The 25,268-nt window shown below is 73.1% G+C and carries 18 protein-coding genes and 1 tRNA gene; 11 read left to right on the plus strand and 8 right to left on the minus strand.

All coding sequences use genetic code 11. The features are described from left to right. Positions 1-54: 54 nt before the first annotated feature. The 3 genes from gltB to pyk all read left to right on the plus strand — a co-directional run bounded on the left by gltB (position 55) and on the right by pyk (position 7,644). Positions 55-4,620, plus strand: a complete 4,566-nt coding sequence (gene gltB / locus E5225_RS07790; protein ID WP_135971746.1) for a glutamate synthase large subunit — start codon at positions 55-57, stop codon at positions 4,618-4,620. Then, positions 4,613-6,088: a glutamate synthase subunit beta gene (locus tag E5225_RS07795; RefSeq protein ID WP_135971747.1), complete on the plus strand. Its 1,476-nt coding sequence runs from the start codon at positions 4,613-4,615 to the stop codon at positions 6,086-6,088. Before gltB ends, E5225_RS07795 begins: the two co-directional genes overlap by 8 nt. A gap of 119 nt (positions 6,089-6,207) precedes the next feature. Beyond that, a complete protein-coding gene (gene pyk / locus E5225_RS07800; protein ID WP_135971748.1) occupies positions 6,208-7,644 on the plus strand; it encodes a pyruvate kinase in 1,437 nt (478 codons plus the stop codon). Positions 7,645-7,711: 67 nt separating this feature from the next. Here pyk and E5225_RS07805 read toward each other — a convergent pair whose 3' ends face one another. Together E5225_RS07805 and E5225_RS07810 are read right to left on the minus strand one after the other, a co-directional pair. Beyond that, a complete protein-coding gene (locus E5225_RS07805; RefSeq protein ID WP_135971749.1) occupies positions 7,712-8,581 on the minus strand; it encodes a hypothetical protein in 870 nt (289 codons plus the stop codon). Between the two features lie 73 nt (positions 8,582-8,654). Beyond that, positions 8,655-9,401 (minus strand): MBL fold metallo-hydrolase, encoded by a 747-nt coding sequence (locus E5225_RS07810; protein WP_135971750.1) that lies wholly within the window; start codon positions 9,399-9,401, stop codon positions 8,655-8,657. Between the two features lie 154 nt (positions 9,402-9,555). On the opposite strand from E5225_RS07810, the gene E5225_RS07815 reads away from it, so the two are divergent. The 3 genes from E5225_RS07815 (at position 9,556) to E5225_RS07825 (ending at position 11,946) form a co-directional block, all read left to right on the plus strand. Further along, a tRNA-Leu gene (locus E5225_RS07815) sits at positions 9,556-9,637 on the plus strand. 128 nt (positions 9,638-9,765) lie between these two features. Then, positions 9,766-10,452 carry an ANTAR domain-containing response regulator gene (locus E5225_RS07820; protein ID WP_135971751.1) on the plus strand — a complete coding sequence of 229 codons (687 nt, stop codon included), beginning with the start codon at positions 9,766-9,768 and terminating at the stop codon, positions 10,450-10,452. Between the two features lie 204 nt (positions 10,453-10,656). Next, positions 10,657-11,946 carry an ABC transporter substrate-binding protein gene (locus E5225_RS07825; protein WP_135971752.1) on the plus strand — a complete coding sequence of 430 codons (1,290 nt, stop codon included), beginning with the start codon at positions 10,657-10,659 and terminating at the stop codon, positions 11,944-11,946. 103 nt (positions 11,947-12,049) lie between these two features. Here E5225_RS07825 and E5225_RS07830 read toward each other — a convergent pair whose 3' ends face one another. The 4 genes from E5225_RS07830 to E5225_RS07845 are packed head-to-tail and all read right to left on the minus strand — an operon-like array spanning position 12,050 to position 16,243. Further along, positions 12,050-12,889: an ABC transporter ATP-binding protein gene (locus tag E5225_RS07830; RefSeq protein ID WP_135971753.1), complete on the minus strand. Its 840-nt coding sequence runs from the start codon at positions 12,887-12,889 to the stop codon at positions 12,050-12,052. Beyond that, on the minus strand, positions 12,886-13,815 hold the full coding sequence (locus E5225_RS07835) for an ABC transporter ATP-binding protein (RefSeq protein WP_135971754.1): 930 nt from the start codon (positions 13,813-13,815) through the stop codon (positions 12,886-12,888). The genes E5225_RS07830 and E5225_RS07835 overlap by 4 nt, the downstream gene beginning before the upstream one ends. Then, complete coding sequence (locus E5225_RS07840; RefSeq protein WP_135971755.1) at positions 13,805-14,788, minus strand: branched-chain amino acid ABC transporter permease; 984 nt, start codon at positions 14,786-14,788, stop codon at positions 13,805-13,807. Before E5225_RS07840 ends, E5225_RS07835 begins: the two co-directional genes overlap by 11 nt. Positions 14,789-14,803: 15 nt before the next feature. Next, a complete protein-coding gene (locus tag E5225_RS07845; protein ID WP_243737999.1) occupies positions 14,804-16,243 on the minus strand; it encodes a branched-chain amino acid ABC transporter permease in 1,440 nt (479 codons plus the stop codon). Positions 16,244-16,564: 321 nt separating this feature from the next. Here E5225_RS07845 and E5225_RS07850 point away from each other — a divergent pair, with 321 nt between their 5' ends. Next, positions 16,565-17,251, plus strand: coding sequence for a GNAT family N-acetyltransferase (locus E5225_RS07850; RefSeq protein ID WP_135971757.1), 687 nt, complete (start codon positions 16,565-16,567; stop codon positions 17,249-17,251). On the opposite strand, the gene E5225_RS07855 is transcribed toward E5225_RS07850, so the two are convergent. Continuing rightward, complete coding sequence (locus tag E5225_RS07855; RefSeq protein WP_135971758.1) at positions 17,170-17,616, minus strand: PaaI family thioesterase; 447 nt, start codon at positions 17,614-17,616, stop codon at positions 17,170-17,172. The two genes, E5225_RS07850 and E5225_RS07855, sit on opposite strands and share 82 nt — an antisense overlap. A gap of 75 nt (positions 17,617-17,691) precedes the next feature. On the opposite strand from E5225_RS07855, the gene polA reads away from it, so the two are divergent. The 3 genes from polA to E5225_RS07870 all read left to right on the plus strand — a co-directional run bounded on the left by polA (position 17,692) and on the right by E5225_RS07870 (position 22,541). Beyond that, positions 17,692-20,349, plus strand: a complete 2,658-nt coding sequence (gene polA, locus E5225_RS07860) for a DNA polymerase I (RefSeq protein ID WP_243738014.1) — start codon at positions 17,692-17,694, stop codon at positions 20,347-20,349. A gap of 159 nt (positions 20,350-20,508) precedes the next feature. Beyond that, entirely contained in the window at positions 20,509-20,877 is a 369-nt protein-coding gene (locus tag E5225_RS07865; RefSeq protein ID WP_135971760.1) for a DUF485 domain-containing protein, read from the plus strand. Further along, complete coding sequence (locus E5225_RS07870) at positions 20,874-22,541, plus strand: solute symporter family protein (RefSeq protein ID WP_135971761.1); 1,668 nt, start codon at positions 20,874-20,876, stop codon at positions 22,539-22,541. The genes E5225_RS07865 and E5225_RS07870 overlap by 4 nt, the downstream gene beginning before the upstream one ends. A gap of 102 nt (positions 22,542-22,643) precedes the next feature. Here E5225_RS07870 and E5225_RS07875 read toward each other — a convergent pair whose 3' ends face one another. Next, entirely contained in the window at positions 22,644-23,471 is an 828-nt protein-coding gene (locus tag E5225_RS07875) for a class I SAM-dependent methyltransferase (RefSeq protein ID WP_135971762.1), read from the minus strand. Positions 23,472-23,612: 141 nt separating this feature from the next. Here E5225_RS07875 and E5225_RS07880 point away from each other — a divergent pair, with 141 nt between their 5' ends. Next, complete coding sequence (locus E5225_RS07880) at positions 23,613-25,268, plus strand: ABC transporter substrate-binding protein (protein WP_135971840.1); 1,656 nt, start codon at positions 23,613-23,615, stop codon at positions 25,266-25,268.

The following is a 25,268-nucleotide window of genomic DNA, read 5'->3' on the forward strand; positions in this document are numbered from 1 at the left end:
CCCCCTTTTTCTTGTCGCGATGCCCCGAGCCCGGGGACTGTGAGGACGGTGCTGATGTCCACGTCGCCCGTGAACCCCGGCGCCTCCGCGGCGCCTGCACGGCACGCCCTCTACGACCCCGCCGCCGAGCACGACGCCTGCGGCTTCGCCTGGGTCGCCACCCTGCGCGGCACGCCCGGTCGCGACATCGTCGACGCCGGCCTGACGGCGCTGCTCAACCTCGACCACCGCGGTGCGGTCGGCGCCGAGGAGGACAGCGGAGACGGCGCGGGCATCCTCACGCAGATCCCGGACGCCTTCGTGCGCGACGTGGTCGACGCCGAGCTCCCGCCGGCCGGCCACTACGCGATCGGCATGGCGTTCCTGCCGGTCGAGGAGGCCGAGCAGCACCGCGCGGTGCGCGCGGTCGAGGCCATCGCGGCCGAGGAGAAGCTCGACGTGCTCGCCTGGCGCGAGGTCGTGGTGACCGCGGACCTCGTCGGCCCCACCGCGCGCGCCTCTATGCCCGCGTTCCGTCAGCTCGTGGTGGCGGACCCGTCGCGTGAGCTGTCCGGCATCGACCTGGACCGCCGCACGTACCGCCTGCGCAAGCGCGCGGAGCGCGAGGCCGGCGTGTACTTCGCGTCCCTGTCGGCGCGGACGATCGTCTACAAGGGCATGCTGACCCCCGGCCAGCTCGAGCCCTTCTTCGCCGACCTGTCGGACCCCCGCTACGCGTCGGAGATCGCGCTGGTCCACTCGCGCTTCTCGACCAACACCTTCCCCTCGTGGCCGCTCGCGCAGCCGTTCCGGATGATCGCCCACAACGGGGAGATCAACACGGTCCGCGGGAACCGGAACTGGATGGCGGCCCGGGAGGGCATGCTGGCGTCCGAGGAGCTCGGCGACCTCGCCCCGCTGCTGCCGGTCTGCACGCCGGGCGGCTCGGACTCCGGCAGCTTCGACGAGGTGCTCGAGCTGCTGCACCTCGCCGGCCGCTCCCTGCCGCACGCGATGACGATGATGATCCCGGAGCCGTGGGAGAACCACGCGCAGATGGATCCCGCCACGCGTGCCTTCTTCGAGTACCACTCGACGCTCATGGAGCCGTGGGACGGCCCGGCGGCGATGACCTTCACCGACGGCACGGTGATCGGGTCCATGCAGGACCGCAACGGGCTGCGCCCGGGGCGGTACTGGGTGACGGAGGACGGCCTCGTCGTCTGCGCGTCCGAGGCGGGCGTCCTCGAGCTGGACCCCGCGTCGGTCGTGGCCAAGGGCCGCCTCGAGCCGGGCATCTTCTTCCTCGTCGACACGGGACAGGGCCGGATCGTCGCCGACGCCGAGGTGATGTCCCAGCTGGCCGCCCGCCGGCCGTACGCGCAGTGGCTGCAGGAGAACCTCGTCCGGCTCGAGCAGCTGCCCGAGCGCGAGCACGTGTCGCACTCCAGCGCCTCGGTGCGGCGCCGTCAGCGCGCGTTCGGCTACACCGAGGAGGAGCTCAAGATCCTCCTCGCGCCGATGGCCGCGGCGGGTGCCGAGCCCCTCGGTGCCATGGGCTCGGACACGCCGGTCGCCGTGCTCTCGCAGCGGCCGCGCCTGCTGTTCGACTACTTCACGCAGATGTTCGCCCAGGTGACCAACCCCCCGCTCGACGCGATCCGCGAGGCGCTCGTCACCTCGATCGGCGGCGCGATCGGCCCGGAGCCGAACCTGCTGGCCGACGGCCCCGAGCACGCGCGCAAGCTCGCGCTGCCGTTCCCCGTGCTCGACAACGACCAGCTGGCCAAGGTCGTGCACGTCGCCAAGGAGCCGTCGCTGGGCTTCCGGGCAACCACGATCCGGGGCCTGTACAAGGTCGACGGCGGGGGAGCGGCGCTGGAGCGGCGGCTCGAGGAGATCTTCGCCGAGGTGGACCGGGCGGTCGACGAGGGCGTGAGCTTCCTCGTGCTGTCCGACCGCAACTCGGACGCGGACCTCGCGCCGATCCCGTCGCTGCTGCTCCTGTCGGCGGTGCACCACCACACGCTGCGCCGGCACACGCGCACCCAGATCTCGCTCGTCGTCGAGGCCGGCGACGTCCGCGAGGTCCACCACGTGGCGCTGCTCGTCGGCTACGGCGCGGCGGCCGTGAACCCGTACCTCGCGATGGAGTCGGTCGAGGAGCTCGCGCGCAGCGGCTTCCTGCCCGGGATCGCCCCCGAGAAGGCGGTCGCGCACCTCATCAAGGCGCTGGGCAAGGGCGTCCTGAAGGTCATGTCGAAGATGGGCATCTCGACGATCGCGTCCTACCGCGGCGCGCAGGTGTTCGAGGCGATCGGGCTGTCGCACGCGCTCGTCGACAAGTACTTCACCGGGACGACCAGCCGCCTCGGCGGCATCGGCCTCGACGTCATCGCCGCCGAGGTGGCGGCACGCCACGCGGACGCCTACCCGGCGAGCGGGAACCGCCAGGCGCACCGCCGGCTCGCGGTGGGTGGCGAGTACCAGTGGCGGCGCGGCGGCGAGGAGCACCTGTTCGACCCCGAGACGGTGTTCCGGCTCCAGCACTCCACGCGGACGCGCCAGATGGACGTGTTCCGCCAGTACACGCACCGCGTGGACGAGCAGTCGGAGCGGCTCATGACGCTGCGCGGCCTGCTGCGGTTCAAGGACGGGGTACGCCCCCCGGTGCCGATCGACGAGGTCGAGCCGGTCAGCGAGATCGTGCGGCGCTTCCAGACGGGCGCCATGTCCTACGGCTCCATCTCCGCCGAGGCCCACGAGACCCTCGCGATCGCGATGAACCGGCTCGGCGGCAAGTCGAACACGGGTGAGGGCGGCGAGGACCCGGAGCGTCTGTACGACCCCGAGCGGCGCTCCGCGATCAAGCAGATCGCGTCCGGGCGGTTCGGCGTCACGAGCGAGTACCTCACCAACGCCGACGACATCCAGATCAAGCTCGCCCAGGGCGCCAAGCCCGGCGAGGGCGGCCAGCTGCCGGGCCACAAGGTGTACCCGTGGGTCGCAAAGACCCGGCACTCGACGCCGGGCGTCGGTCTCATCTCGCCGCCGCCGCACCACGACATCTACTCGATCGAGGACCTGGCGCAGCTGATCCACGACGCCAAGAACGCCAACCCGTCGGCGCGCATCCACACCAAGCTCGTCAGCGAGTTCGGCGTCGGCACGATCGCGGCGGGCGTCGCGAAGGCGCACTCGGACGTGGTGCTCATCTCGGGTCACGACGGCGGGACGGGCGCGTCCCCCCTGACGTCGCTCAAGCACGCGGGCACCCCGTGGGAGATCGGCCTCGCCGAGACCCAGCAGACGCTGGTGCTCAACGACCTGCGCGACCGTGTCGTCGTCCAGGTCGACGGCCAGCTGAAGACCGGCCGTGACGTCGTCGTGGGCGCGCTGCTCGGCGCCGAGGAGTTCGGCTTCGCGACGGCGCCGCTCGTCGTCTCGGGCTGCGTCATGATGCGCGTCTGCCACCTCGACACGTGCCCCGTGGGCGTCGCGACGCAGAACCCGGAGCTGCGGGCCCGGTTCACCGGGAAGCCCGAGTTCGTCGTGACCTTCTTCGAGTTCATCGCCCAGGAGGTGCGCGAGATCCTCGCGGAGCTCGGGTTCCGGAGCCTGCGCGAGGCCGTGGGCCACGTCGAGGTGCTCGACACCCGGCAGGCGGTGGACCACTGGAAGGCGGCCGGGCTGGACCTGACGCCGGTGCTCGCGGTGCCGCAGCCGAAGCCCGGCTCGGCGCTGCACCACGTCAAGGACCAGGACCACGGCCTGTCCCGCGCGCTGGACAACCAGCTGATCACCCTGGCCGTCGACGCGCTCGAGCGCGGCGAGCCCGCCCGGATCGACCTGCCCGTGCGCAACGTCAACCGCACGGTCGGCACGATGCTCGGTCACCACGTGACGAAGCGGTACGGCGGTGCCGGGCTGCCCGACGACACGATCGACGTGACCCTGACCGGCTCGGCCGGTCAGTCGTTCGGGGCGTTCCTGCCCGGTGGCATCACGCTGCGGCTCTTCGGCGACGCGAACGACTACGTCGGCAAGGGCCTGTCCGGCGGGCGCATCGTCGTCCGCCCGGACCGCAGCTCGGTCCTCTCGAGCGAGCACAACGTCATCGCCGGCAACGTCATCGGCTACGGCGCGACCCGCGGGGAGATCTTCCTGCGCGGCCTCGTCGGCGAGCGGTTCGGGGTGCGCAACTCCGGGGCCACGCTGGTCGTCGAGGGCGTGGGCGACCACGCGTGCGAGTACATGACCGGCGGGACGGTGGTCGTGCTCGGCCGGACGGGCCGCAACTTCGGCGCCGGCATGTCGGGCGGCACCGCCTACGTGCTCGACCTGCGCCCGGCGCTGGTCAACATCGAGGCGGTCAGCACGGGCGAGCTGTCGCTCTCGCCGCTCGACGACGAGGACGCCGCGCTGGTCGAGCGCCTGCTGCGCGCACATGCCGAGGAGACGGGCTCCCAGGTGGCGGCCCAGCTCCTCGAGGACCCCGCGGGCACGCGGGCGCGGTTCACGCGTCTGCTGCCCACCGAGTACGCACGCGTCCGGACCGCGCTGGCGACGGCCGAGGCCGAGGGCCTCGACCCCGCCGCGCCGGGCGTGTGGGACACGATCCTGGAGGTGGCCCGTGGCTGACCCCCGCGGCTTCCTGAAGGTGCGGGAGCGCGAGCTCCCGCCCAACCGCCCCGTCGAGGTGCGCCTGCGCGACTGGAAGGACGTGCACGCCCACCTCGTCTCCGGCCAGCCGTTCCTGAAGGAGCAGGCGGGCCGGTGCATGGACTGCGGCATCCCGTTCTGCCACAACGGCTGCCCGCTCGGGAACCTCATCCCCGAGTGGAACGACCTGGTGTGGCGGGGGCAGTGGGCGGACGCGATCGACCGCCTGCACGCGACGAACAACTTCCCGGAGTTCACCGGGCGCATCTGCCCGGCCCCGTGCGAGTCGAGCTGCGTGCTCGGCATCAACCAGCCGCCCGTGACGATCAAGAACGTCGAGGTCTCGATCATCGACGAGGCGTTCGCGCGCGGGCTCGTCACGCCGCAGGTGCCGCAGCGCCTCACCGGGCACACGGTCGCCGTCGTCGGGTCCGGCCCGGCGGGCCTCGCAGCCGCCCAGCAGCTCACGCGCGCCGGCCACACCGTCGCGGTGTACGAGCGGGACGACGAGATCGGCGGCCTGCTGCGCTACGGCGTCCCCGACTTCAAGCTCGAGAAGCTCCACATCGACCGCCGCCTGGAGCAGATGCGCGCCGAGGGCACGCGGTTCCGTGCGGGCGTCGAGGTGGGCCGCGACGTGACGTGGGCCCAGCTCCAGGCGCGGTACGACGCGATCGTCGTCGCCACGGGGGCCACCGTGCCGCGCGAGCCGTCCGTGACGGGCCTCGAGCTGGCGGGCGTGCACCCGGCGATGGAGTACCTGCACCAGGCCAACGCGGTCGTGGCCGGCAAGGACGTGCCCGGGCAGATCACCGCCGAGGGCAAGCACGTCATCATCATCGGCGGCGGCGACACCGGCTCCGACTGCCTCGGCACGGCGCTGCGCCAGGGGGCCGCGTCGGTGACGACCCTCGCGATCGGCAAGCGCCCGCCCGAGGAGCGCCCCGCGAGCCAGCCCTGGCCGACCGACCCGGTCGTCTTCGAGGTCTCGTCGTCCCACGAGGAGGGCGGGGAGCGCACGTACCTGGCGTCGACCGTGGGCTTCGTCGGCGGCGAGGGCGACGACGCGGGCCGGGTCCGCCGGCTGCGGGTCGCCACGACCGAGTACCTGCCCGACGGCCGGCGCGTGCCCGCGCCCGGCACCGAGCGGGACATCCCGGCCGACCTCGTGCTCGTCGCGATGGGCTTCACGGGCCCCGAGACCGGTCAGCTCGCGGGTCAGCTCGGCGTCGGCCTGACCGACCGCGGGCTCGTCGCCCGCGACGACGACTTCGCGACCGACGTGCCCGGGGTGTTCGTCGCGGGCGACGCGGGCCGCGGCCAGTCCCTCGTGGTGTGGGCGATCGCGGAGGGCCGCGCCGCGGCCGCCGCGGTCGACGCCTTCCTGTCCGGCTCCTCGGAGCTCCCGGTCCCCGTCACGGCCAGCACCGTGGCGCTGCGGCCCTGACCCCCGTCCCCCTCGTCATCCCGTCCCTCGACCCGACCGGCGCGCGTACCTGCTGGTGCGCGGGCCGTGTCGGGACGTCCGGCCTGTGGCCGGCACCAGGAAAGGCTTAGTCTCGAACTATGCGTAGAGCCAAGATCGTCTGCACCATCGGCCCCGCCACGGAGTCGGCCGAGCAGGTCCAGGCCCTCGTCGACGCGGGGATGGACGTCGCCCGCCTGAACCGCAGCCACGGCGACACCGAGGTGCACAAGCGCGTGTACGACAACGTGCGTGCCGCCGCGAAGGCCTCGGGTCGCTCGGTGGCCGTCCTCGTCGACCTCCAGGGCCCCAAGATCCGCCTCGGCCGGTTCGTCGAGGGCAAGCACGACCTGTCGGTCGGCGACACCTTCGTCATCACCACGGACGACGTCGAGGGCACCAAGGAGCGCGTCTCCACCACGTTCAAGGGTCTGCCGGGCGACGTGAACCCCGGCGACCCCATCCTCATCGACGACGGCAAGGTGCTCGTGCGCGTCACGGCCGTCGAGGGCAACGACGTCATCACGCGCGTCGAGGTCCCGGGCCCGGTCTCGAACAACAAGGGCCTGAACCTCCCGGGCGTCGCCGTCTCCGTGCCCGCCATGAGCGACAAGGACGAGGAGGACCTGCGCTGGGCCCTCAACGTCGGCGCGGACATCATCGCGCTGTCGTTCGTCCGCAGCGCGGCCGACTACGACGACGTGCGCCGGATCATGGAGGAGGAGGGCCGGGTCGTCCCGGTCGTCGCCAAGATCGAGAAGCCGCAGGCCGTCGAGAACCTCACCGAGATCGTCCAGGCGTTCGACGGGATCATGGTCGCCCGCGGCGACCTCGGCGTCGAGCTGCCGCTCGAGCAGGTGCCGCTCGTGCAGAAGCGCGCGGTCGAGCTCGCGCGCCGCAACGCCAAGCCGGTCATCGTCGCCACGCAGGTGCTCGAGTCGATGATCACGAGCCCGCGCCCCACGCGTGCCGAGGCGTCCGACTGCGCGAACGCGGTGCTCGACGGTGCCGACGCGGTCATGCTCTCGGGCGAGACGAGCGTCGGTGACTACCCGATCGAGGCGGTCCGCACGATGGCCCGCATCATCGAGAGCACCGAGGAGCTCGGTCGCGAGCGCATCGCGCCGCTCGGCTCGGTGCCGTCGACGCGCGGTGGCGCGATCACGCGGGCGGCCGCCGAGATCGGCGAGGTCATCGGGGTCAAGTACCTCGTGACGTTCACGCAGTCCGGCGACTCCGCACGTCGCATGTCGCGCCTGCGCTCGTCGATCCCCCTGCTCGCGTTCACGCCCGAGGAGTCGGTGCGCAACCTGCTCTCCCTCTCGTGGGGCGTGCAGACGTACCAGGTGCCCGAGGTCGAGAGCACGGACGTCATGGTCAGCCAGGTGGACCAGACGCTGCGTGCCAACGGCCTCGCCGAGGTGGGCGACTACGTCGTCGTCGTCGCCGGTACGCCGGTGGGCGTCGTCGGGTCGACCAACACGGTCGTCGTCCACAAGATCGGCGACGAGGAGCAGACCCGCACCCGCATCGCCTGACGTCCGACGTCACGACGGCCGCTGCCCCGCCCGGGCGGCGGCCGTCGCGCGTCGCGGGCGGCCGCCGTCACGCGGTTCCGCGCCGCGCCCGTGCCGGTCCGCGGGGCGGCGGCGCGTCCGCACCCCACAGCTCGATGGTGCGCAGCACCCAGAACGCCGCGAAGAGGGCGATCAGCGCCGCCTCCGTGACGAGCACCGCGTGCCGCCACGTGGGCACCGTGGCCCGCAGCGCCACCACGGTGGCGAGCGCCAGCACGAGCGTGACCCCGAGGGCGGAGTACGCGTAGCCCCACCGGGCCGACACCGCCCGGGCCGCGAACCCACGCAGCAGGACGACCGCGGCGGTCGCGAGGAACAGGCCCACCGCGGCGAGGTCGTGGGCGGTCGTGGCGAACCGCTCCGCGTCGAGCAGGAACAGCGATCCGAGCCCCGCCAGCAGCACGCCGGCGGCGACCCGGACCACGTTCTCGAGGCGCGTGCGTGACACCCGTGGCCGGACGGCGAGCCGGACCACGGCCGCCAGGACACCGGCCACGATGAGGGCCCCGATCCCGGTCCGGACGCCGGGCACGACGTCGAGAGCCGCGACCGGCACGCCGGCGCCCCCGCACGTCGGCTCCTGGCTCGTCGGTGTCAGGGCGACGACGAGCGCCAGGGCACCGGCGACGTCGAGGGCGGTGTTCTCCAGCTCCGACGTGTCGCGGTAGGCGAGGAGCACGGCGCCGATCGCGCACAGCCCGCCGACGAGGGCGTCGTGGGCCCCGGTCCAGTAGTACGCGCTGACGGACGTCTGCCAGCACCCCGCGGCCACGGCCTCCAGGGTGACCGCCGCGCCGAGGAGCACCACGAGGGCGACCAGCCCGAGCCGCAGGCTGCGGTAGGTGTCCCGGACCGCACGCCGCTGCGCGGCGACGTCGTCCGGTGCCACGCTGCTCACGTCCTCACCCTGGCACCGGGGGCCGACGCGGGCGCGCCGCGGGGCGACGGCGCCCCGTCCGGGCGGGGCGTCGTCAGTGCGGGCCCACCCGGCGCGCGTGCTCGACCGCCGACGCGATGCCCTCGGTCCACGGGTCGCCGTGCCCGGGCAGCACGACCCCGGCCCCCGTCGCGGCGAGCGCGTCGAGCGACGCGAGCGCCTGCGCGCTGTCCGCCGTGGCGGCGCCCGCCACGATCTGCGGGCCCCGACCGTAGGTGTACGGGTCCAGCGTGACGAGCGCGTCGCCGGAGATCAGCGCGTCGCGGTCGGGCAGGTGCAGGGCGACGTGCCCGAGGGTGTGGCCGGGGGAGAGCACGACGCGCGGCCCGCCCGGCACGGGCAGCGCCTCGTCGGGGCGGATGGGCGTCGTGCCGGTCACGCCCCGCACGCGCCACGCGCCCGCCGCGAGCATGGCCGTGAGCGGCACGAGGCCGAGCGGGTGGCGCACCGGGTACGCGGCGCGCGGGCGCTCGTGCAGGTACCGGTAGGGGTGGGCCGCCAGCGTGGCGTCCTCGGGGTGCACCCAGATCGGCACGCCGAGCCGGCGCTGCGCCGCGGCGGCCGAGCCCGTGTGGTCGAAGTGCGCGTGGGTGAGGACCACGGCCGCGACGTCGTCCGGGCGCCGGCCGAGGGCACGGACGGCGTGACCCAGCAGCGGCCAGGTGTCGGGCAGGCCGGTGTCGACGATCGTCAGGCGCCCGTCGTCACCCTCGACGAGGTAGCAGTTCACGTAGGCGTGCGCGAGCCGGTGGACCCCGGGTGCGACGTCGGTCGTCAGCATGGTGCACCTCCTGGGCGCCACCGTAGGCGGGGCGGGTGGCGCCCGCGCGTCCGCGTCGCGAGCCGGTGCACGTCGTCGACGGGGGAGCGCCGGCCGGTGGCCCGGTGGCGGACCGCGACGCCGCCGCGCGGGCACTAGGCTCGTGCGCACGCAGGCCCCCGTGGCGGAACCGGCAGACGCACTCGACTCAAAATCGAGCGCCGCGAGGCGTGAGGGTTCGAGTCCCTCCGGGGGCACGTGCACGCGCGTGCGGCCGGGGCGGCCGGTGCTCCGCCGGCCCCGGCCGCGCCCTCGCCGGGCCCACGTGACGACGACCACGGCGCCGTACCGGCGGCCCACCCGGAGGGAGCACTACGCTGTGCTCGTGACCACGGACGCCACCCCCGAGCCCACCGAGGACGCCGCTCGCGGCCTGGACCTCCCGACCGGCGAGCCGGCCCCCGCCGCGCCGCGACCGGCCGGCGGTCGACCGGCGCGTCGTGCCGTCGTCGCGGAGGACGAGGCCCTGATCCGGATGGACGTCGTCGAGACGCTCACGGAGGCGGGCTTCGAGGTCGTGGGCGAGGCCGGGGACGGCGAGCGCGCCGTCGAGCTCGCGACCGAGCTGAAGCCGGACGTGGTGGTCATGGACGTCAAGATGCCGGTGCTCGACGGCATCTCCGCCGCGGAGCGCATCGCCAAGGCGCACCTCGCGCCGGTCGTGCTCCTCACGGCCTTCTCGCAGACCGAGCTCGTCGAGCGGGCGCGTGACGCCGGCGCGATGGCGTACGTCGTGAAGCCGTTCAGCCCCGCGGACCTCCTGCCGGCCGTCGAGATCGCGATCTCGCGCTACTCGCAGATCACCGCGCTCGAGTCCGAGGTCGCCGACCTCGCGGAGCGGTTCGAGACCCGCAAGCGCGTGGACCGCGCCAAGGGCCTGCTCATGACGAAGATGGGCCTGACGGAGCCGGAGTCGTTCCGCTGGATCCAGAAGACGTCGATGGACCGCCGCCTGACGATGCGCGAGGTCGCCGACGCCGTGATCGAGCAGGTGGGCGGCGCCTCCTCCTGAGGGGGCCCCGCACCGCGACCGTGGCGAGCCCGGTCGGCACCTCGTGCCGGCCGGGCTCGCGCAGTTGGTCACAAGTCCGCAACGACATCGCGGCGAGACATTGCCATTCACATCGCGGACACAAACCATGAGTACCTTCGCGCCACATCGCCGTGTCCCGCGTCCGGGTCCGGTGGGTGCAGTGCTCACAGAGGGGTACCACGCATGATTCGTAGGACACACGCAGGACGTGCCGTGGCAGTGACCGGCGCGCTCGTTCTCGCGCTCACTGCCTGCTCGGGCGGTACCGACGAGGCCGGCGGCGGTGAGACGACGGACTCCGGCAGCGGAAGCGGTGAGCCGCTGCACATCGGCACCCTCCTCCCCGTCACGGGCTCGCTCGCGCAGCTCGGCCCGCCGGAGATCGCGGGCGTCGACCTCGCCATCGCGGAGATCAACGAGGCCGGCGGCCTGTTCGGCGCCGACGTCGAGGTCACGCACACGGACTCGTCCGACGCGAACAACGCCCCGGTCTCGACGGCCTCGGCGCAGGAGCTCATCTCCGCCGGCGCCTCGGTCGTGATCGGTGCCGCGTCGTCCTCGGTGACGCTCAACGTCGTCGACGACATCACGGGCGCCGGCGTCGTGCAGATCTCGCCGGCCAACACGGCGACGAACCTGTCCGGGTACTCCGACTTCTACTTCCGCACCGCGCCGCCGGACTCCGTCCAGGGCGACGTGCTCGGCAACCTCATCATCTCGGACGGCGCCAGCAACGTCGGCATCCTCGTCTTCAACGACTCCTACGGCACGTCGCTGCGCGACGTGGTCGCGGGCGTCGTGACGGACGCCGGCGGGACGGTGGTCTACGGCGCGGAGGGGCAGGAGTTCGACCCAGCCGAGCAGAACTTCTCGACCATCGTCGGCGACGCGATCGCGTCCAGCCCGGACGCCATCGCGATCCTGGCGTTCACGGACCAGACCCCGCTCGTCGTGCGCGAGCTCGTCGCGCAGGGCTGGGACATGAGCAAGACGTACTTCGTCGACGGCAACCTGCAGAACTTCGGCACCGAGGGCGAGACCGGCTTCCCCGCCGGGACGCTCGAGGGCGCGCAGGGCACCCTGCCGGGTGCGTTCCCGTCGGAGGAGTTCCAGGCCCGGATGCTGGAGGTGGACCCGGAGCTCTCCGAGTACTCCTACGGTCCGGAGTCGTACGACGCGACCATCCTCGCCGCGCTGGCGGCACTCAAGGGCGGCGCGTCCGACGGCGAGACGATCCAGGCGAACCTGGCGGCGGTCTCGGGTGCGGACGGCGGCGAGGAGTGCACCGGGTTCCAGGAGTGCGCCGACCTCATCGAGGCCGGTGAGGACGTGGCGTACCAGGCGGTGTCGGGCGTCGGTCCGTTCAACGAGGCGAACGACCCGTCGTCGGCGTTCATCGGGATCTACAAGTTCGGTGGCGACAACACGTACACGTTCAGCCGCTCGGAGGAGGGCGAGGTCCCCGCGAGCTGATCAGCGGGGCTGACGAGAGGGCCCCCGGGAGCGTCAGCTCCCGGGGGCCCTCTCGTGCGTCGTGCGGTCCGCGCAGGGGCGGCTCGGGGCCCTGGCGGGCCCGTCAGCGCGCGGTGTCGCCGGAGCGAGGCTCGGCCCGCGGCGCGGGCGGCGCCTCCGCGTCCCGCGCCGCGTCGACGTCGGTGGCCAGCGTGCCGAGGTAGAGCTCGATCACCTTGGGGTCGTGCATGAGCTCCCGCCCGCGGCCGGAGTACGCGTTGCGCCCCTGGTCCAGCACGTAGGCGCGGTCGCAGATCTGCAGGGCCCGGCGTGCGTTCTGCTCGACGATGACGACCGACACCCCGGCCTTGTTGATCCGCCGCGTGCGCAGGAACGCCTCGTCCTGCCGGACGGGGGACAGGCCCGCGGAGGGCTCGTCGAGCAGCAGCACCGAGGGCTCCGGCATGAGCGCACGCGCCATGGCCACCATCTGGCGCTCGCCGCCGGACAGCGCGCCGGCGCGCTGCTTGCGCCGCTTCACCAGCTCGGGGAACAGGTGCAGCACGACCTCAAGACGCTCGTGGAACTTCTGGGGCGTCTGGAAGACGCCCATCTGGAGGTTCTCCTCGATGGTCAGGCTGGGGAAGACGTTGTTCGACTGCGGGACGAAGCCGACCCCGCGCCGCACGAGGGCGTCGGCGCGCAGGTTCGTGATGTCGTCGCCCTGCAGGGTCAGGCGCCCCGACCGGATCCCGACGAGGCCGAACAGGGCCTTGAGCAGCGTCGACTTGCCGGCGCCGTTGGGGCCGATGATGCCGACGAGCTCCCCGGGGTGCAGGACGAGGGAGCAGCCCTCGAGGATGTTGACGCCGGGCAGGTAGCCGGCGACGAGGTCGTCGGCGTGCAGGAGCGGCTCCCCGGCCGGGGCGCCGCGGTGCACGACGGGTGCAGTGGTCTCGGTCACGGCTTCTTCTCCTCCGCGTCGGCCTCGGCCTCCGCCTCCGCGTCGATGACGCCGCCCTCCTCGAGCAGCGCGTCGTCACCGAGGTCGGTGTCGTGGTGCGCGCCGAGGTAGGCGTCGATGACGGCCTGATCGGCCATGACGGCCGCGGGCGGCCCCTCCGCGACGACCTGGCCCTGGGCCATGACGACGACCCAGTCCGAGATGTGCCGCACCATGTGCATGTCGTGCTCGACGAACAGCACGGTGGTGCCGGAGTCGCGCAGGTCCGTGATGTGGCCGAGCAGCGACTGCGTCAGGGCCGGGTTCACGCCGGCCATCGGCTCGTCGAGCATGACGAGCGCCGGGTCGGACATGAGCGCACGCGCCATCTCGAGGAGCTTGCGCTGCCCGCCGGACAGCGAGCCGGCGAAGTCGTCCTTCTTGGTGTCGAGCTTGAACCGTTCGAGCAGCGACATCGCCTTGTCCGTGATCGCGCGCTCGCGCGGCGCCCACACCGGCTTGACCAGCGCGGTGAACAGGTTCTCCCCGGGCTGGTCGCGCGCGCCGAGACGCATGTTCTCGAGCACCGTCATGCGCGCGAGCGCCTTCGTCAGCTGGAACGTGCGGACCATCCCCGCGGTGGCGACGCGGGAGGCGGCGACCCCGCTGAGCGGCGTCCCGTCGAACAGCCACGTGCCGGTGTCGGGACGGTCGAAGCCCGTCATGAGGTTGAAGAAGGTGGTCTTGCCGGCGCCGTTCGGGCCGATCAGCGCGGTGATGACGTGTCGCTGGACCTCGAGGTGCTCGACGTCGACGGCGTTGACGCCGCCGAAGCTGCGGCGCACGCCGTCCGCGACGAGCAGGGCGTCCGGCTTGGCGACGCCGGGGGTGCGTGCGACCTGCTGGAGGTCGCTGCGGGCCTGGTCGACCACGTGCTCAGCGGGCATTGATCGCCAGCTCCTTCTTGTCGCCCAGGATCCCCTGGGGGCGGAAGACGATGAGCAGGATGAGCGTGACGCCCACGAGCACCCAGCCGATCTGCTCGACCTGCTGGACCGAGAGCACGTCGCCGACGGCGCCGCGCAGGAAGCCGCGGACGAAGACCAGCGAGCCCCAGAAGAGCAGGGACCCGAGGACCGGCCCGAAGACGGTCGCGGCCCCGCCGAGCAGCAGGATCGTCCAGGTGTTGAACGTGACCGGGCGTCCCAGCGAGTCGGCCTGGACGGAGCTGGCGAGCACGAAGACGACACCGCCGAGGGCGCCGAACACACCGCCGAGCACGAGGGCCTGCAGCTTGTAGGAGTAGACGTTCTTGCCGAGCGCGCGCACGGCGTCCTCGTCCTCGCGGATACCGCGCAGGACACGACCCCACGGGCTGTGCACGAGGCGCCAGACGAGCAGGCAGGCGAGGGCCACCACCAGCCAGCCGACGATGCGCAGCCACCAGCTGTTCGACGCGTTCGTGGAGAGCGTGATCGGCCCGAGCGCCCACCGGTCGTCGGGGAACGGTGACGCGTCCTGGAACGTGCTCTTGAAGCTGTTGCCGGTCAGGCCCTCGGCGCCACCGGTGAGGTCGGTGAGGGCGGTCGAGCGTCCGACCATCCGGACGATCTCGGCGGCCGCGATCGTGACGATGGCCAGGTAGTCGCCGCGCAGCTTGAGCGTCGGGAGCCCGAGCAGGAGCGCGAAGACGATCGCGGCGCCGATCGCCACGAGGAAGGCGAGCCAGAGCGGGGCGCCGGCGATCGTCGAGATCGCGAAGCCGTACGCGCCGAGCAGCATGAAGCCGGCCTGGCCCATGTTGATGAGGCCGGTGAGCCCGAAGTGGATGTTCAGACCGATCGCCGCGAGCGCGTACGCGATCGCGGTCGGCCCGGTCATCTCGGTGAGGACGTTGGTGAGCAGCTGCCCGAAGTCCATGGGGTCGACCTCCCGCTAGCCGATGCGCTCGGCGCGACCGAGGATGCCCTGCGGCCGGATGAGCAGGACGAGGATGAGGATCACGAGCGCGCTCGCGTAACGCATGTCGCTGGGCAGGACGATGGTCGACAGCTCGACGACCAGGCCGATGACGACGGCGCCGACGACGGCACCCAGCGGCGACCCGAGCCCGCCGAGGGTGATGGCGGCGAACATCAGCAGCAGCAGCGTCGACCCGAAGTTGAACCGGGTCGAGTTGAGGTAGAGCGCCAGCAGCACGCCGCCCAGGGAGGCGAGCGCGGCCGACACGACCCACACGCCCCCGATGATCGCCTCGACCTTGATGCCGGTCGCCGCGGCCAGGGCGGGGTTGTCGGACACGGCGCGCGTGGCGCGTCCCAGCCGCGTGCGCGACAGCGTGAGAGCGACGGCGGCGAGCACGACGACCGCGACGCCGACCGACAGCAGGGACTGGCCCGAGATCTGCACGGGGCCGATCTGGATGCGCGCCGAGATGCCGGAGACGATCGGGGCGGGCTGGGCGCCGTACACGAAGAGGAAGAGCGACAGCCCTGCCAGCGCGAGGCCGATCGTCACGATCATCTGCTGCGTGATCCCGACGCCGCGGCGGCGCAGCGGCGCGAAGATCAGCCGGTTGAGCAGCCACCCGACCAGCGCCCCGGCGGTCGTCGCCACCACGATCGCGAGCCACAGCGGCAGGTCCCACCACTGGACCGCCATGAACGCCGTCATGCCGCCCAGGGTGACGAGCTCGCCGTGCGCGAAGTTCGACAGGCCGGTCGTGCCGTAGATGAGGTTCGCGCCCAGCGACGCGAGGGCCAGCAGGATGCCGAACACGAGGCCGGCGAGCACGAGCTGCGCGTAGCGGTTGGTGCCCGGACCGGCACTCGCCTCGGTGCCCTCGCCCGTCTCGTCCGCCGGTGCGGTCCCCGCACCGCCCCCGCCGGGCGACTGCGACGTCCCGCCGTCGGTCGCCGCCGGCGCCGGGCCGCTGTCGCCGCCCTCGGCGCCGGGGGGGACGACCTGGAAGATCCGCCCCGCCGAGCGCCCGAGCACGACCGGGACGGTCGCCGCGTTGGCGGCGGGGTCGCGCAGGACCGTGCCCGCGGGGAGGGTCGACTCGTCGACGGTGACGGTGTAGTCGCCCGCCTCCGTCACCGGGACGGACGCGCGCCCGTCGGCGCCGGTCGTCGCCTCGGCGGTCGCCCCGCCGCCCTCGACGGTCACGGTGACGCCCGCGGCCGGGCCGACGCCCGGCGAGGTCACGGTGACGTTGAGGCACGCGGTGGTGGCGTCGGGCGTGCACGGTGCGGCTGCCGCGCGCGCGGGCGCCGCGACGACGGACGTCGTCAGGGCGAGCACGAGGAGGAGCAGGAGAACTGCCCCTCCGCGCCGCACGGCGACGGTCCGGTCCAGGCATGCGAGTGCTCGCACGGGGACCTCCGTCCTGGGTGGTGGCACGAGCGCTCGGTGCGCTGGAGCAGGTGGTCATGAGCCGGCGCCCGCCGGGTGGCAGGACGATAGGCACGGATTGTGTCCTGTTCATTACGCGGACGCGAGGTCCGGGACGGTATCGGTGCGCGCGTCGCCCGCCCGGAGCACCCCGGGATGGGCGTGTGTCCAGGTCGACGCGGCCGTCGCCCCCGTGGGGCTAGGCACGTGTCCGTCCGGTGGTCCATGATCGGAGGTGGGCCGGGCCCGGGGGAGACCGGCACCGTCCGTCCGATCCGCTCCACCGTCCCCGGGAGGCCCACCGTGCGGCCAGGCATCCAGGTCCGTCCGGCACAGGCGCCGGACCTCGACGCGCTCGTCGACCTCTGCCTCGAGGCGCGTGCGGAGGCCGGTGTCGGCGCCCAGCTCTGCAGCGACGACCGCGGCCGGCTGCGCGAGCAGCTGTCCGCCCTCGGCTCCGTCGAGGGCGGCGCCGTCCTCGTCGCGACGTGCGACGGCGCGCCCGCGGGGCTGCTCCTGTGCCGGCTCATGGGGCCGGGACTGTTCACCGACGCCGCCGTGCTCGCCCTGGAGGCGGTGTTCGTGCGCCCGGAGCTGCGGCGCCGCGGCATCGGGCACGCGCTGCTCGCGGCCGTGACGGCGCTGGCCGACGAGGCCGGCGCCGCCGACGTGTACGCCTCGCCGCTGCCCGGTGCGCGGGGCATGCAGCGCTTCCTGGCCCGTGTCGGCTTCGCCCCCGCGGCGGCGCACCGGCACGTCTCGACCGCCGTGCTGCAGCGCCGGCTCCACCAGGACGCCGGCGCCCTGGTGGGTGCGCGCGGCGCGGCGGCCCGCGGGCTGGAGGACCTGATCGAGCGCCGCCGGCGCGCGCGGGGGCGGGCCGCCGCCGAGCCGCCGGGCGACGTCCGTCAGGCCCGGTCGATGAGCATGCACGTCAGGCGCGCCGTGCAGACGCGCCGGCCGTCCGGGTCCTCGACGACGACCTCGTAGGTCGCGAGCGACCGTCCGCGGTGCAGCGCCGTCGCGCGCCCGGTCACGGTCCCCGACCGCGCGGAGCGGTGGTGGCTCGCGTTGAGCTCGATGCCCACGGCGGAGCGTCCCGGCCCGGCGTGCGCCTGGGCGGCGAGCGAGCCGAGCGTCTCGGCGAGGACGGCGGACGCGCCGCCGTGCAGCAGGCCGTACGGCTGCGTGTTGCCGGCGACCGGCATGGTGCCGGTCGCGCCGTCGGCGTCGACGTGGGTGACCTCGATGCCCATGCGGGCGAGCAGGGTGCCGTCGACGGCCGGCATCGGGAAGTCGGGCGTGACGGAGGCGGGAGCGGGGGAGGCGGCGGCGGGACCGGCGGTGTCGGACATGGCCGATAGGTTGGCACCGTGACCGCTGTGCAGCCACCGACCACCCCCCGCCTCCTCCTCATCGACGGCCACTCCATGGCGTACCGGGCGTTCTTCGCGCTGCCGGTCGACAAGTTCGCGACGTCGACCGGCCAGCCGACCAACGCCGTCTTCGGGTTCACCTCGATGCTGGCGAACCTGCTGCGCGACGAGGAGCCGACGCACGTCGCGGTGGCGTTCGACGCCGGCCGCACCACGTTCCGCACGGAGCGCTACGAGGCGTACAAGGGCAACCGTGACGCGACGCCGGAGCCGTTCCGCGGCCAGGTCGACATCATCAAGCGGCTCCTCGCGACCATGCACGTCCAGGTGCTCGACAAGCCCGGGTTCGAGGCGGACGACATCCTCGCCACGCTGGCGGGCCAGGCGACCGCGGCCGGCATGCACGTCGCGATCTGCTCCGGTGACCGCGACGCCTTCCAGCTGGTCGGGCCGTCGGTCACGGTCCTGTACCCCGTGAAGGGCGTCTCGGAGCTGGCCCGGATGACACCCGAGGCGGTGGAGGCCAAGTACGGCGTCCCGCCCGAGCGGTACCCCGACATCGCGGCGCTCGTCGGGGAGACGAGCGACAACCTGCCCGGCGTCCCGGGCGTCGGGCCGAAGACGGCGGCCAAGTGGGTGACGCAGTACGACGGCCTCGAGGGTGTCGTGGCGCACGCGGACGCCATCGGCGGCAAGGCGGGCGAGTCCCTGCGCGCGCACCTCGCCCAGGTGCAGCTCAACCGCGAGCTCAACCGCCTCCTCGTCGACCTCGAGCTGCCCGTGGGCCCCGAGGACCTCGCCGTGCGGCCGTGGGACCGCCAGGAGCTGCACGCCGTCCTCGACGAGCTCGAGTTCCGGACCCTGCGCGACCGGCTGTTCGCGATGCTGCCCGACGAGGCGCGCGAGGAGCGCGTCGCCACCGCGGCCGCGCTCGACCTCGTCGAGGTGGGTGCCGGCGAGCTGTCGGCGTGGCTGGCGGAGCGCGGCGACGCGCTGCTCGGCCTGGACGTGCGCGGGACCGGGAGCCCGGGACGCGGCGACGCCTGGGGCGTCGCGGTCGCCGACGCGCAGGGGCAGGGGGTCGCGTACGACCTGGCCGAGATCGGCCCCGCGGACGAGCAGGCGCTGGCGGCGTGGCTCGCCGACCCCGCGCGGCCCAAGGCGCTGCACGCGGCCAAGGAGGCGTGGCACGCCCTCGACGGGCGCGGCCTCCCCCTCGCGGGCGTGGCGTTCGACACCGAGCTCGCCGCGTACCTGTGCCAGCCCGACCGGCGCGCGTACGACCTGCCCGACCTCGCGATCGGCTACCTGCACCGGGAGCTGACCGCCGACGACGCCTCGTCCGCGGGCCAGGGCGCGCTCGACCTCGAGGTCGACGGTGCCGACGAGGGCCGCCGGGCCGCGGTCCGTGCCGCAGCGGTGCGCGACCTCGTCGACGTGCTGGCCGAGGAGGTCGCGGACCGGGGAGCCACGGGCCTGCTCAGCGACCTCGAGCTGCCCCTGCAGGCCGTCCTGGCCCGCATGGAGCGCACCGGGATCGCCGTGGACCACGCGTACCTCACCTCGCTCGAGCGCGACTTCGACTCCCAGGTGCAGGCCGCCGCGGCCGACGCGTACGCCGTGATCGGGCGTGAGGTGAACCTCGGGTCGCCGAAGCAGCTGCAGGAGGTCCTGTTCGACCAGCTGGGCATGCCGAGGACGAAGAAGATCAAGACGGGGTACACCACCGACGCGGCCGCGCTCACGGACCTGTTCGCGCGCACCCAGCACCCGTTCCTCGAGCACCTGCTGGCGCACCGGGACGCCATCCGCCTGCGGCAGACGGTCGAGGGTCTGCTGCGCTCGGTCGGCGCCGACGACCGGATCCGGACGACGTTCCAGCAGACGATCGCGGCGACCGGGCGGCTGTCGTCCGCCGACCCCAACCTGCAGAACATCCCGATCCGGACGGAGGCCGGCCGCCAGATCCGCCGCGCCTTCGTGGTGGGCCCCGGCTACGAGACCCTGCTCACCGCGGACTACTCCCAGATCGAGATGCGGATCATGGCGCACCTGTCCGGGGACGAGGGCCTGATCGACGCCTTCCGCTCGGGGGAGGACCTGCACAGCTACGTGGGCTCGCGGGTGTTCGACGTGCCCACCGACGAGGTCACGGCGGCGATGCGGTCGAAGATCAAGGCGATGAGCTACGGCCTCGCGTACGGCCTGTCGTCGTACGGCCTCTCGCAGCAGCTGTCGATCGAGGTCTCCGAGGCGTCGGCCCTCATGGCGGACTACTTCTCCCGGTTCGGGGGCGTCCGCGACTACCTCGGCGGGGTCGTGGACCAGGCGCGCGCGACCGGGTACACGGCGACGATCCTCGGTCGCCGGCGGTACCTGCCGGACCTCACCAGCGACAACCGCCAGCGCCGCGACATGGCCGAGCGCATGGCCCTCAACGCACCCATCCAGGGCAGCGCGGCCGACCTCATCAAGGTCGCCATGCTCGGCGTGGACGGCGAGCTGCGCCGGCGCGGGCTCACGTCCCGGATGCTCCTGCAGGTGCACGACGAGCTCGTCCTCGAGGTCGCCGCGGGGGAGCGCGACGAGGTCGAGGCGCTCGTGCGCGAGCAGATGGGCCGCGCCGGCGACGCCGTGCCCGACGGCCCCCTCGACGTCCCGCTCGACGTGTCGGTGGGCGTCGGGACCAGCTGGCACGAGGCGGGGCACTGACCTGCACCGCGGCTCCCGTCACCGTACCGGGTGACGGGAGTCGCGGTTTCGGGCGACTTTCGGGGATCCCGGTGCCCCGGGTGTCTGGAATGTCAGCCTGATCTGCGCCACAGTTGCGCCTGCGTGGCGACGGAGCCACCACGACCTGCGGAGGTGGCTGTGTCCGAGATCCACCAGGAGACCGACTACCAGCGCGTACAGCGCTCGCCCGAGTTCCAGGACCTACGTCGAAGGTTTCGCCGGTTCGTCTTCCCGATGACCGCGCTGTTCCTCGTCTGGTACTTCGCCTACGTGCTGCTGGCCAACTACGCGCACGACTTCATGAGCCAGCGCGTGGCGGGCAACGTGACCGTCGGCCTGCTGTTCGGGCTCGGCCAGTTCGTCTCCACGTTCGCCATCACGATGATCTACGCCCGGTGGGCGAACAACCGGCAGGACGCGGTCGCGGCCCAGCTGCGTGACGAGATCGAGCTGGGCACCGTCGGCGGCACCGCCGCCGTGCGCGGCGCCGAGGGGAGCCGGGCATGAGCGGCACGGTCCTGGCGGGCGTGCTGCCCGCGGCGACGGCACCGGCCGAGCAGATCGGCGAGCCGGTCGTCAACATCGCGATCTTCGGGGCGTTCGTCCTCGTGACGCTGGTGATCGTCTTCCGCGCCTCGCGGAACAACCGCAGCGCGGCCGACTACTACGCGGCCGGGCGCTCGTTCACCGGACCGCAGAACGGCACCGCGATCGCCGGGGACTACCTGTCCGCGGCGTCGTTCCTCGGCATCTGCGGTGCGATCGCGATCTACGGCTACGACGGCTTCCTGTACTCCATCGGGTTCCTCGTGGCGTGGCTCGTGGCGCTCCTGCTGGTCGCCGAGCTGCTGCGGAACACCGGCCGCTTCACCATGGCCGACGTCCTGTCCTTCCGGCTGCGGCAGCGTCCGGTGCGCATGGCGGCCGCGATCTCGACGCTCGCGGTCGTCTTCTTCTACCTGCTGGCGCAGATGGCCGGCGCCGGCGGTCTCGTGGCCCTGCTCCTCGGCCTCGACACCGCCGCGGCGCAGGGCGTCGTCATCGCGGTCGTCGGCACGCTGATGATCCTCTACGTGCTCGTCGGCGGCATGAAGGGCACCACCTGGGTGCAGATCATCAAGGCGATCCTGCTCATCGTGGGTGCCGGCGTCATGACGGTCTGGGTGCTCGCGCGGTTCGGGTTCAACCTGTCCGAGCTGCTGCAGGGCGCGATCGACGTCGCGGGCGAGGGCGGCGAGACGCTCATCGAGCCGGGACGCCAGTACGGCGCGTCGGCCCTCACACAGCTCAACTTCCTCTCGCTGGCGCTCGCGCTGGTGCTCGGCACGGCGGGCCTGCCGCACGTGCTGATGCGCTTCTACACGGTGCCGTCGGCGAAGGAGGCGCGCCGTTCCGTCGTGTGGGCGATCTGGCTGATCGGCATCTTCTACCTGTTCACGCTCGTGCTGGGGTACGGCGCCGGCGCACTCGTCGGCCCCGAGCGGATCGCGTCCGCCCCGGGCCGTGCGAACTCCGCCGCGCCGCTGCTGGCCTACGAGCTGGGGGGCGTGCTCCTGCTCGGGATCATCTCGGCGGTCGCGTTCGCGACGATCCTCGCCGTGGTCGCCGGCCTGACGATCACGGCGGCGGCGTCGTTCGCGCACGACATCTACGCGTCGGTCATCAAGCGCGGCGAGGTCGAGCCCGACAAGGAGGTGCGCGTCGCGCGCATCACCGTCGTGGCGATCGGCGCCCTGGCGATCCTCGGCGGCATCTTCGCGAACGGCCAGAACGTCGCGTTCCTCGTGGCGCTCGCGTTCGCCGTGGCGGCCTCGGCGAACCTGCCGACGATCATCTACTCGCTGTTCTGGAAGCGGTTCAACACGGCCGGTGCGCTGTGGAGCATGTACGGCGGGCTCGTGTCGTGCCTCGTCCTCATCGCGTTCTCGCCCGTGGTCTCGGGCAAGGTCGACGCCGCGACGGGGGAGAGCCTGTCCATGATCCGCGACACCTCGGTGGACTTCGCGATCTTCCCGCTCGAGAACCCCGGCATCGTGTCGATCCCGCTGGCGTTCCTGCTCGGCATCGTCGGGACGCTGCTGAGCAAGGAGCAGCCCGACCCGGAGAAGTTCGCCGAGATGGAGGTCCGCTCCCTGACCGGCGCCGGTGCGGAGAAGGCGACGCCGCACTGACCGGACCGTGCCGCGCGTCCGCCCGTCCCGCACCCGCGGGGCGGGCGGACGGCCCGCCGGGCGCCCGCCGTGCCCGCGGGTGCGCCCGGCGACGCGACCGGCTCAGCCGGCGGCGGGCAGGTGCGTGACGAAGATCGCGGTCCCGGGGAGCACGCGCCCCCGCACGGGGCCCCAGCCGCCCCAGACCCGCTCGTGGCCCGCCGGCCACTCGGGCTCGACGAGGCGGTCGAGCACGAACCCGGCGCCCACGAGGTCGGCGACGTGGTCGCCGAGCGTGCGGTGGTACTCGGCGTAGAGCACGCGGCCGTCGGCGGCCTGCTCGACGTACGGGCGCCGGTCGAAGTAGGAGCGCGTGGCCGTGAGCCCGCCCGGCCCCGGGTCGTCCGGGAATGCCCACCGCACGGGGTGCGTCACCGAGAACACCCAGCGTCCGCCCGGGCGCAGCACCCGGGCGGCCTCGGCGTGCACCCGGTGCGGGTCGGGCACGAACGGCAGCGCGCCGAACGCGGTGAAGACGACGTCGAACGTGGCGTCGGCGAACGGCAGGGCGCGGGCGTCGGCCTGCACGAGCGGGACACGCCCGCGGCCCGCGCCGGTGGCGGCCGCCCCGGCCGCCAGCATCCCGTGTGAGACGTCGGTCGCGACCGCGTGGGCCCCGGCGGCGGTGAGCCACCGCGTGCCCTGCGCCGCGCCGGCGCCGACCTCGAGCACGCGCGCGCCCGCGACGTCGCCGAGCAGCCGGGCCTGCGACTCGCGCACGCCCTCCGGGCACCACAGCAGGTCGACGTCCCCGAGGAAGTCCCCGTGCTCCGCGAGGTACTCCCCGGCGTTGGCGTCCCACCACCGGCGGGCCGCGCGGCCGCCCTGCTCGTCGGGCACGCGCAGGAAACCCGCGCTGGCCAGCGTGTCGTCGCCCGATTCGTGGTCCACACGTCCAGTCTGTCCGATGCGGAATCCGTACCAGTGCGTAACAACGGCGTGACAACGCACACCTAGCGTTCGCCGGGTCCCGCGAGGCGCGATCGTCGTGCCCGTCAGAGAGGTGGCTGATCAGTGAAGACCAGGTGGCAGATGGTCGCCGGTGCTGTCGTGGTGGGGCTCGCCCTGTCCGCGTGCGCCGCGAGCGACCGTGACTCCGGTGGCGGCGCCACGGACGGAGCGACCGGCGAGGGCCGCAGCACGTTCATCTTCGCGGCGTCGTCCGATCCGGCGTCGCTCGACCCCGCCTTCGCGAACGACGGCGAGTCGTTCCGCGTGGCGCGGCAGATCTTCGAGGGCCTCGTGGGTGTCGAGCCCGGCACGGCCGACCCGGCCCCGCTCCTGGCAGAGTCGTGGGAGGTCAGCGAGGACGGCCTCGAGTACACGTTCGACCTCAAGGAGGGCGTGACCTTCCACGACGGCACGCCGTTCGACGGCGAGGCCGTCTGCGCCAACTTCGAGCGGTGGAACAACCTCACCGGCGTGGCGCAGTCCGAGTCGCTCTCGTACTACTGGCAGAAGGTCAACGGCGGCTTCGCGACCAGCGACGTCGAGTCGCTGAACGGCACGGGCAAGTACGAGTCGTGCGCCGCACCCGACGACGGCACCGCCGTCATCACGCTGCGGAGCCCGTTGCCCGAGCTCGTGGCCGCGCTGTCGCTCCCGTCGTTCTCGATGCAGTCGCCGACGGCGCTCGAGGAGTACGACGCGGACAACGTGACCGGCGAGGGCGACACCCCGGTGCTGCCCGAGTACGCCACGGCGCACCCGACCGGCACCGGCCCGTACGTGTTCGAGTCCTGGAGCCCGGGCGAGGAGGTCGTGCTCACGGCCAACGAGGACTACTGGGGCGAGCAGGGCCAGGTCCGCCGGATCGTCTTCCCGATCATCTCGGACGCGACCGCACGCCGGCAGGCGCTCCAGGCCGGCGACATCGACGGCTACGACCTCGTCGGCCCCGCGGACGTCTCCGCGCTCGAGGAGGCCGGCTTCCAGATCGTCAACCGCGACCCCTTCAACATCCTGTACCTCGGCATGAACCAGGCGAACCCCGACCTGGCGGACGTCAGGGTGCGTCAGGCGATCGCGCACGCGGTCAACAAGGAGGCGCTCGTCGCGCAGACGCTGCCCGAGGGCACCGAGGTCGCGACGAACTTCGTCCCGCCGTCGGTCGTCGGCTGGAACGAGGACGTGGCGACGTACGAGTACGACCCGGACAAGGCGCGCCAGCTGCTCGCCGACGCCGGCAAGTCGGGGCTCACGATCGACTTCAACTACCCGACGAACGTCTCGCGCCCGTACATGCCGACCCCGGAGCAGGTCTTCACCGCCGTCGAGGCCGACCTCGAGGCCGTCGGCATCACCGTGAACCCGGTGCCCGCGCCGTGGAACCCGGAGTACCTCGACACCATCCAGGGCGGCTCCGAGCACGGCCTGCACCTGCTGGGGTGGACCGGCGACTACAACGACACCTACAACTTCATCGGTGTCTTCTTCGGCGGCGCGTCCAACGAGTGGGGCTTCGACAACGCCGAGCTCTTCCAGGCCGTCAACGACGCGCGCTACGTCGCGGACCCCGACGAGCAGCAGACGGCGTACGAGGACGCCAACGCGGCGATCATGGAGTTCCTGCCGGGTGTGCCGCTCGCGCACCCCGTCCCGTCGCTCGCGTTCAAGCCGGACGTGCACGGCTACCCGGCCTCGCCCGTCCAGGACGAGGTCTTCAACGTCGTGACCCTCGGCGACTGA

Origin of the sequence: Cellulomonas shaoxiangyii (genome assembly GCF_004798685.1) — a bacterium.
Taxonomy (GTDB): Bacteria; Actinomycetota; Actinomycetes; order Actinomycetales; family Cellulomonadaceae; genus Cellulomonas; species Cellulomonas shaoxiangyii.

What these genes read in the sequence shown, in the direction of transcription:
- gltB (WP_135971746.1), top strand. Translation starts at nt 55, where the DNA reads ATGTCCACGTCGCCCGTGAACCCCGGCGCCTCCGCGGCGCCTGCACGG.
- pyk (WP_135971748.1), top strand. Translation starts at nt 6,208, where the DNA reads ATGCGTAGAGCCAAGATCGTCTGCACCATCGGCCCCGCCACGGAGTCG.
- E5225_RS07810 (WP_135971750.1), bottom strand. Translation starts at nt 9,401, where the DNA reads ATGCTGACGACCGACGTCGCACCCGGGGTCCACCGGCTCGCGCACGCC.
- E5225_RS07825 (WP_135971752.1), top strand. Translation starts at nt 10,657, where the DNA reads ATGATTCGTAGGACACACGCAGGACGTGCCGTGGCAGTGACCGGCGCG.
- E5225_RS07835 (WP_135971754.1), bottom strand. Translation starts at nt 13,815, where the DNA reads ATGCCCGCTGAGCACGTGGTCGACCAGGCCCGCAGCGACCTCCAGCAG.
- E5225_RS07840 (WP_135971755.1), bottom strand. Translation starts at nt 14,788, where the DNA reads ATGGACTTCGGGCAGCTGCTCACCAACGTCCTCACCGAGATGACCGGG.
- E5225_RS07855 (WP_135971758.1), bottom strand. Translation starts at nt 17,616, where the DNA reads ATGTCCGACACCGCCGGTCCCGCCGCCGCCTCCCCCGCTCCCGCCTCC.
- polA (WP_243738014.1), top strand. Translation starts at nt 17,692, where the DNA reads ATGGCGTACCGGGCGTTCTTCGCGCTGCCGGTCGACAAGTTCGCGACG.
- E5225_RS07870 (WP_135971761.1), top strand. Translation starts at nt 20,874, where the DNA reads ATGAGCGGCACGGTCCTGGCGGGCGTGCTGCCCGCGGCGACGGCACCG.
- E5225_RS07880 (WP_135971840.1), top strand. Translation starts at nt 23,613, where the DNA reads ATGGTCGCCGGTGCTGTCGTGGTGGGGCTCGCCCTGTCCGCGTGCGCC.